General features: G+C 38.2%; 8 protein-coding genes. 6 read left to right on the top strand and 2 right to left on the bottom strand.

Annotated elements, in window-relative coordinates; genetic code table 11:
* The 4 genes from P20311_RS19215 to P20311_RS00995 form a co-directional block, all read left to right on the top strand.
* On the top strand, window positions 1-302 hold a 302-nt coding region (locus tag P20311_RS19215), incomplete at its 5' end, for a hypothetical protein (protein WP_036984586.1).
* 473 nt (window positions 303-775) lie between these two features.
* Complete coding sequence (locus P20311_RS01005; protein ID WP_008108637.1) at window positions 776-1,327, top strand: heme NO-binding domain-containing protein; 552 nt, start codon at window positions 776-778, stop codon at window positions 1,325-1,327.
* The gene (locus tag P20311_RS01000; RefSeq protein WP_008108636.1) at window positions 1,320-2,279 is read left to right on the top strand and encodes a sensor histidine kinase; all 960 of its coding nucleotides are present in this window, start codon (window positions 1,320-1,322) and stop codon (window positions 2,277-2,279) included. The genes P20311_RS01005 and P20311_RS01000 overlap by 8 nt, the downstream gene beginning before the upstream one ends.
* 56 nt (window positions 2,280-2,335) lie before the next feature.
* Window positions 2,336-3,901 carry a diguanylate cyclase gene (locus tag P20311_RS00995; protein ID WP_238529416.1) on the top strand — a complete coding sequence of 522 codons (1,566 nt, stop codon included), beginning with the start codon at window positions 2,336-2,338 and terminating at the stop codon, window positions 3,899-3,901.
* Here P20311_RS00995 and P20311_RS00990 read toward each other — a convergent pair.
* On the bottom strand, window positions 3,898-4,119 hold the full coding sequence (locus P20311_RS00990) for a hypothetical protein (protein WP_008108632.1): 222 nt from the start codon (window positions 4,117-4,119) through the stop codon (window positions 3,898-3,900). The genes P20311_RS00995 and P20311_RS00990 overlap by 4 nt on opposite strands.
* A 191-nt stretch (window positions 4,120-4,310) precedes the next feature.
* Between P20311_RS00990 and P20311_RS00985 the strand changes: the two genes are divergently transcribed.
* Together P20311_RS00985 and P20311_RS00980 are read left to right on the top strand one after the other, a co-directional pair.
* On the top strand, window positions 4,311-5,024 hold the full coding sequence (locus P20311_RS00985) for a DUF1499 domain-containing protein (RefSeq protein ID WP_008108625.1): 714 nt from the start codon (window positions 4,311-4,313) through the stop codon (window positions 5,022-5,024).
* Window positions 5,025-5,141: 117 nt separating this feature from the next.
* Window positions 5,142-6,188, top strand: coding sequence for an NAD(P)-dependent alcohol dehydrogenase (locus P20311_RS00980; protein WP_008108622.1), 1,047 nt, complete (start codon window positions 5,142-5,144; stop codon window positions 6,186-6,188).
* Window positions 6,189-6,241: 53 nt separating this feature from the next.
* On the opposite strand, the gene P20311_RS00975 is transcribed toward P20311_RS00980, so the two are convergent.
* Window positions 6,242-7,125, bottom strand: an 884-nt coding sequence (locus P20311_RS00975) for an MFS transporter (RefSeq protein ID WP_036984584.1), incomplete at its 5' end; no start/stop codon positions are given.

The following is a 7,125-nucleotide window of genomic DNA, read 5'->3' as shown; positions in this document are numbered from 1 at the left end:
CGTTTGATGGAAGAGAAAGTACAAAGCTTCGATTCGAAATGAGCGGATATGAGAGCAATAAAGGTGAATGCACAGTACACAATATAAACATACTGAATTTGTTTGCAGATTTAGGGATATATGATTTTACGGAATATCTATTTTTGGACTTTTACAAAGGAATAGGGACTATTTACTTAAAATACTGGGGTGATATACAAAGCCATGAAGTAGAGGTCAGTGGGTATACAACATCAGGCATTATATTAAAGATTCTAGAGTTGACGACGCTTTCTGGTAAGTCAACACGACGTCGTGCTTAATCATAATCTAATTTAAAAGTGTCAATCATCGTATTCAATGTGTCAACATTCACATAATTAATGTCAAACATATTATGTGATGTTGACTGTCAAAGTTGTTATGTTGAAAATTAATTGAAATTCTTTAAATAACAATGTTTTTAAGTTTATTTTTATGTGTCAATCTAAAATTCAACAGGATATTACGAGTCATTTTTGGCCAGACGATCCTGCCAATAGCGTTGCCACCAATAGAGTAAAAAGCAGAATGTGATCACGCTTTCTCAATTTAAGTTAAGATTAATCTTAGAGCATGCAAATAACGAACATTTTTGGGCGTTTTCCAAGTGACTAAACTACTATTACTTCAATGCTGATGTTTTATAGGGTAAAACTTATTACGCGAATGTGCATATGAGTAGTAAGGCAGCGAGCGTTTGTAACTAAGTGAAGATGCAGCTAACAATCTAAAAATGATGATAGAAGGAACATGCATGAAAGGCGTTATCTTTAGAGGGCTTGAGGCACTAGTTATCGAAAAATGTGGCATGGCAGCATGGGACGACTTACTTGAAAAAAATGCACCGCAAGGTCGTGTTTATATTTCTGCAGAAAGTTACCCGGATGAAGAGATAGTTGCTTTAGCACAAGATGTAGCAACTGCACTTTCTATGTCTATGTCAGAGGTATTAAAGGCCTTTGGAGAGTATTTGTTCTCTCATTTGAAGGGGCGTCATCCTAGTATTGTTGCTAACTTTAATTGTTTTGCTGATCTTATTATTGGCATTGATAAAGTAATTCATGTTGAAGTAGCTAAGCTTTATCATGAGCCAAATTTACCTGAAATTGACGCCCAAATTATTGAAGACGGGTTTATTTTAATGCGCTACAACTCTAAGCGACAGCTTTGTATGTGCGCTGAAGGGCTTATTTTTGGTGCTGCGTCTCATTATGGAGTCGATGTTAAACTTAACCATGCTCAGTGCATGCATGATGGGTTTGATTCGTGCTTAATTGAAGTAAACTATGGGACTCACCATGGCTGAAGACGACTACAATTATAAAAAAGCGTATTTGCGCGAAAAATCAGCCAGAGATCAATTAGAAACCCTACTAGAAGACAAAACACGGGCATTATTTATTGCTAATCAAGAGCTGAAAGAAAAGCTCGAAACGGTCAAAAACCAACAAATAACTTTAATGCAAAGTGAAAAAATGGCCACGCTAGGCACACTCTCTGCTGGGATGGCCCACGAAATAAATAACCCGCTTGCTTATATAACCAGTAATGTAGCAAGTATAAAATTTATAAAGCCCATGTTGGTTACGTTAATGACGGCAGCTCAACAATTTGTAGACAAATCGATTTCAGTATCGCAGTTAGAGTCTATTTTAGTTCAGCTTAACCAAGAGAACGATATAAGCTTTATAGTGGACGATATTGATGACTTAGTTGATGATACCCAAGAGGGATTAGAGCGTATCGCTCATATTGTTAGCAACCTTGTCGACTTTGCCAGCCTAAAAGACAACGTAACTGCAATGGCAGATATTACAGAATCATTAAATGGCACGCTAAAGTTACTCGACAACCAGTTGGGAACGTGTGCTATAGAGTTACATATAGAAAAAATACCTTTAACGCAGTGTAATTTATCATCGATGAAACAAGTATTTGTAAACTTATTAATTAATGCCAAACAGGCCTGTGATAGCCAGTACGATCAGCAGGGAAAAATCACCATTAAGCTGTTTGCTAATAAAAATAATATTTATATTGAGGTGGCAGATAACGGCTGTGGGATGGATGGCGACATACTTAAACAAATATTCGATCCTTTCTTTACCACTAAACCCGTAGGCCAAGGTACTGGTATGGGAATGGCTATAGTTTACAACATACTCAAAGAGCACAACGGTACTATAGAGGTTGAAAGTGAATTGGGTAAGGGGTCTTTAATACGTTGTGTAATACCTATTTCAACAAAGTGCATGTAAGCTTTAAACTTAAAGCTTACATGCAGCTGTACCTAAAATACTAAAATGCAGAGCTTATGTCACTTAGATACTTTGTAATAACAAGCATATTAATTTTAATGACCATGGTCACTGGTTTACTAGTTGGTTATCGCTACTTTTTTAGTTTACCTAACATTGAGCAAAGTATTGAAGATTACCAAAACAGAGAGTTACTAAGCGTAAAAATTGCCTTAGACCGTGAGTTTGTATTTTTAAAAACGCTAAATTATGATTACGCTGTGTGGGACGATAGTTATGAGTTTTTACAAACGCTAGGCTCTCGTTACATTAGCTCAAACTTTGTTGATGATACCTTTAAATCGTTGAAAATTGATGGCGTATTTATTTATGATATGAACTTTAATTTGGTTTACTCTAGAACACATAATTATGTACAAGTTAATGATTTTGATGCCCCTGAATTTAACTTACAAACACACAAAAAAAATAAATCAATTTTACCTCTCAACTATATCACCCCACAAAATAACAGCTTACAACATTCTGGTTTTTTAAAAACGCAATATGGACCAGTGATGTTTGCATCTCATATGATCAGAAAAACCAATAACACGGGTGAACAAATTGGCGCTATGGTTTTTATAAGAAAAGTACGCCCATCGTTTATACAAAAAATTGCCAGTGTGTCACAGGTTGACCTTACCCACTCTATTCCAGCCGATGGACAGTTTGATACGCACCTAAAAAAATTAACGGGTAGCTTACAAGGCGGTAAAATTGCTACTCAAAGGCGAAGAGTGTTACTCGACATTAATAATGAGCCACTTATGCTGATAGATATTAAACATTATCATCAACAACTACCTACTTTATTAGACCGTGATTTGTTGTTAACACTATTAATGTTTTTGCTTATTTCGTTGCTGGGCTTATTTATTATTAATCGTTATTTTATTCGTCCTTTAATAAGCGGAGCTGAGGCATTAAATAAAATGCTACTTCGTAACACGTTAAGCCCATTAAGAATGAGTAATCAGTTTTTAGAGCTGCAAGTTCTGATTAAAGGTTTTAACGCTTTGTTTATGCAAATAAGTGAAAAAAATAAAGAGCTTGAGAGAATTAGTAAGATAGATGGGCTCACTCATTTATTTAATCGTCGTGCATTTGATGAAATATTTGATCAGCAGTGGAGCGAAGCAAAAAATGAGCGTAGTACTTTAACGATATTACTGGTTGATGTGGATTTCTTTAAACAATTTAATGATGTGTATGGCCATCAAGCGGGTGATGCCGCACTGCAAAAAGTGGCTAATGTTTTAAATAAAACAGCGTTGCTTTATCAGGGGGTGGCAGCTCGTTACGGTGGCGAAGAGTTTATTCTTTTATTTAATCGACTCAGTGATGAACAAGGTGTTGAGGTATCAAACTTGTTGTTAAACGCCATTATTGATTTACATATTGATCATATTGGCTCTGATATACAAAATCAGCTAACTATTAGTATTGGCTGCGTGAGTATCAATGCAAACAGTATAATTGAGCAAAATATACAACCTAAATCGGTGATTAAAACAGCAGATGAGTTATTGTATCAAGCAAAAAAAGAGGGACGTAACCAGATTAGGTTTAAGTCGATTTAACTCGATACTTCTTGTCCGCCGTGTTGCTCAGCTAAATCATCAAGTTCGGCAACGGTATAATCAAATCCGCTTTCATCATATTCGTAGCTTACTTTAACGCTGTCGCCGCCATTGAAAAGGCGTGTTTTTACGTCATTGACTGGCCAATCTTTTAATTCGTGTAAAAAGCGGTTAGCCACTTGTGATGACTCAAATCGGTAACTAATCTCTGTTTTCATAAATAATAATACCCTGATAATTTTACCCCCGTAGTTTGTTGATTTTTACCAAGGAGTCAAGTTATCTACTTTAAAAGAGCAATAAATTATGACCTTATAGATACTTATCGGTCATAGTAATCTAAATTGGAGTGTTAACAGTATAAAGCTGTTTAAAAAACAATAACCATATAACAATAACGGAGTAGGCAATGAAACATTTAGTGACCTTAGTTGGGCTTATCGCTTTTTTAATGGTAGTACTACCGGGACCCCTTTATAAATTTAATATTGTTGAACTAGGCACTGCTTTTGCTGGTTTTAGATTAGGTGTTTATGTTGGTGGGGCAGCATTAGCCTTATTATTAGTTCAAGTGCTATTTATGCGTAAAACAGTAAGCCTAGCCAGTGCAGTGATCACGGTTATTTTTGCAGCTGTTGCTATTGCAATGCCGCTTAACATGATGAATACCGCAAAAAGTGTTCCGCCAATTCATGATATTTCTACCGATTTAATTAACCCACCTGAGTTTGTTGCGGTTGTGCCTTTGCGTGCTGATGCACCCAACCCTGTTGCTTACGCGGGTGAAGAAACTGCAGCGCAACAACGAAAAGCATATCCAGAGCTAAAACCGCTCGAGTACAACCAAACGCAACTAGAGTTAGTGGCAGCCACAACAAAAGCCATTGAAAACCTTGGTTGGGAACTGGTTAATAGTGATGTTAATAATGGTATTGTTGAAGCCACAGACACCACAACCTGGTTTGGCTTTAAAGATGATGTTGTCGTGCGTATTAACGACAAAGGCAGTAAGCGTGTGGTAGACATACGCAGTAAATCTCGCATTGGTAAAAGTGATTTAGGCAAAAATGCCCAGCGTATTAAAGCTCTGATTGACGAGTTAAACGCCGTTGTGGTGCAGTAATTGATAAAAATAGCCCAGCATTATGCTGGGTTTTTTGCAGTTGCTACGTCAGTTCATGTTCAGAGCTGATAATGCATACTGTGTGAGTTATAAATTTTAATAAACTATGGAGTTATTATGAAAACAGTCGGATATGCAGCAAAAAGCCAAGGTTCTGAACTTACAGAGTTTTCTTTTGAGCGCCGCGATTTACGAAATAACGATGTAGCAATAGAGATTTTATATTGTGGTGTCTGTCATTCAGACTTACACGCAGTGCGAAACGATTGGGGTGGCAGTAAATACCCATTAGTACCAGGGCACGAAATTGTTGGTAAAGTAATTTCGGTTGGTAGCGATGTTACTAAATATCAGCAAGGCGATACCGTTGCTGTAGGCTGTATGGTTGACTCATGTCAAAGCTGCGACCAATGTCATAATCACGAAGAGCAATTTTGTCGTGAAGGCATGGTTGGCACTTACAGTGGCAAAGACAGAATAAACGGTGAAATGACACAAGGTGGCTACTCTAAGCATGTTGTAGTTCGTGAAGAGTTTGTGCTTTCAGTACCTAAAAATCTAGAGCTATCGCGAGTGGCGCCTTTATTGTGCGCTGGCATTACTACTTACTCTCCGCTGCACAAATGGGGTGTTAAAAAAGGCAGCCGCGTTGCAGTTGTCGGCCTTGGTGGGCTTGGCCATATGGCGGTTAAAAATGCCGTGGCAATGGGTGCAACGGTTACTGTTATTGGCCGTACTGAATCTAAAAAAGAGGATGCTATTGAGCTAGGTGCACAGCACTATTTAGTGTCGAACAACGATGATGAAATGAAAAATGCACAATCAGCGTTTGATGTGATCATTGATACTATACCAGTAAAGCATGACCTATCACTGTATACACCGCTACTTGATATTGATGGCACGTTAGTGATTGTTGGCCAAGTAGGCCCTGTAGATGAGCTAAACACAGTGCCATTGTTAATGGGTCGTCGTCGTGTGGCAGGATCCTTGATTGGTGGTATTGCAGAAACACAGCAAATGCTCGATTTTTGTGGTGAGCACAATGTATTACCTGAATGTGAAATGATCAATATAGATGAAATTAACACCGCCTATGAGCGCATGGAACGCTCAGATGTGCGTTACCGTTTTGTTATTGATATGGCGTCGATTGACGTGTAATTAATTAAAGTAATGAATATAACAAGAGCCGCTATACGCGGCTCTTTTTATACTTAATACGCTGCAGCCGTTTGTTTCGCGTTATTATTGTTTATTTGTATAAAGCTTAGCCACCACATAAATAACCCGCCTAAAAATAGTGCTCCGGCAACATAGCCGGTCTGATTCGGTTGTGCACCTTGCGCAATAGCAATGCCACCCACCCAAGGGCCAATCGCGTTAGCAATGTTAAAAGCACATTGCACGAGAGCACCAATCATGGCATGGCCATTGGGCGATACATCCATTAACAGTGTTTGCACTAAAGTAGAAAGCCCTAAGCTACAACCAATAAAAAAGATCACCAGATAAAGTAAGTAAATATTATAGCTGGCACTCACATACGCAAATGCAAAAATAATAGTTGAGGCAAGGGTTAGTCCCGTGGTTTTAATTGCCGATTTATCAGCTGCTTTTCCTAGTAGGTAGTTACCGAGTGTGGAGCCAATACCAAACATCACCATCGCAATTGAAATGGTGTACGCGGGTGATTGGGTTACATCTAAAATAGTGTCGGCGACATAAGTATAAATACAAAACACGCCACCAAAACCAATAATAACAATACCCAAAATAGACCAAACCAGTTTATTTTTTAATACCCCTAACTCGTTAAGTAAATTAGACTTATGAGTGTTTTTAACATTGGGTACCACATAATAAACAAAAATAAAGGCAATAAACGCCAGTACACCTGCCCCAGCTAAACAATAGCGCCAGCTCAAGTTTTGCCCAACGAGGGTTACTACGGGTACGCCTACAATGGTTGCGACCGTCAGCCCCATAAATACTTTTGACATAAAGCTAGCACGCTTTCCAACAGGCGCTATATCTGAGGCCAATAACAAGGCTGCGCCAAAATATGCGCCATGGGGTAAACCACTTAAAAACCTAAAGT

The sequence above is a fragment of the Pseudoalteromonas sp. BSi20311 genome (assembly GCF_000239875.1).
GTDB lineage: Bacteria > Pseudomonadota > Gammaproteobacteria > Enterobacterales > Alteromonadaceae > Pseudoalteromonas.
This window is presented reverse-complemented; position numbering and strand designations above follow the sequence as displayed.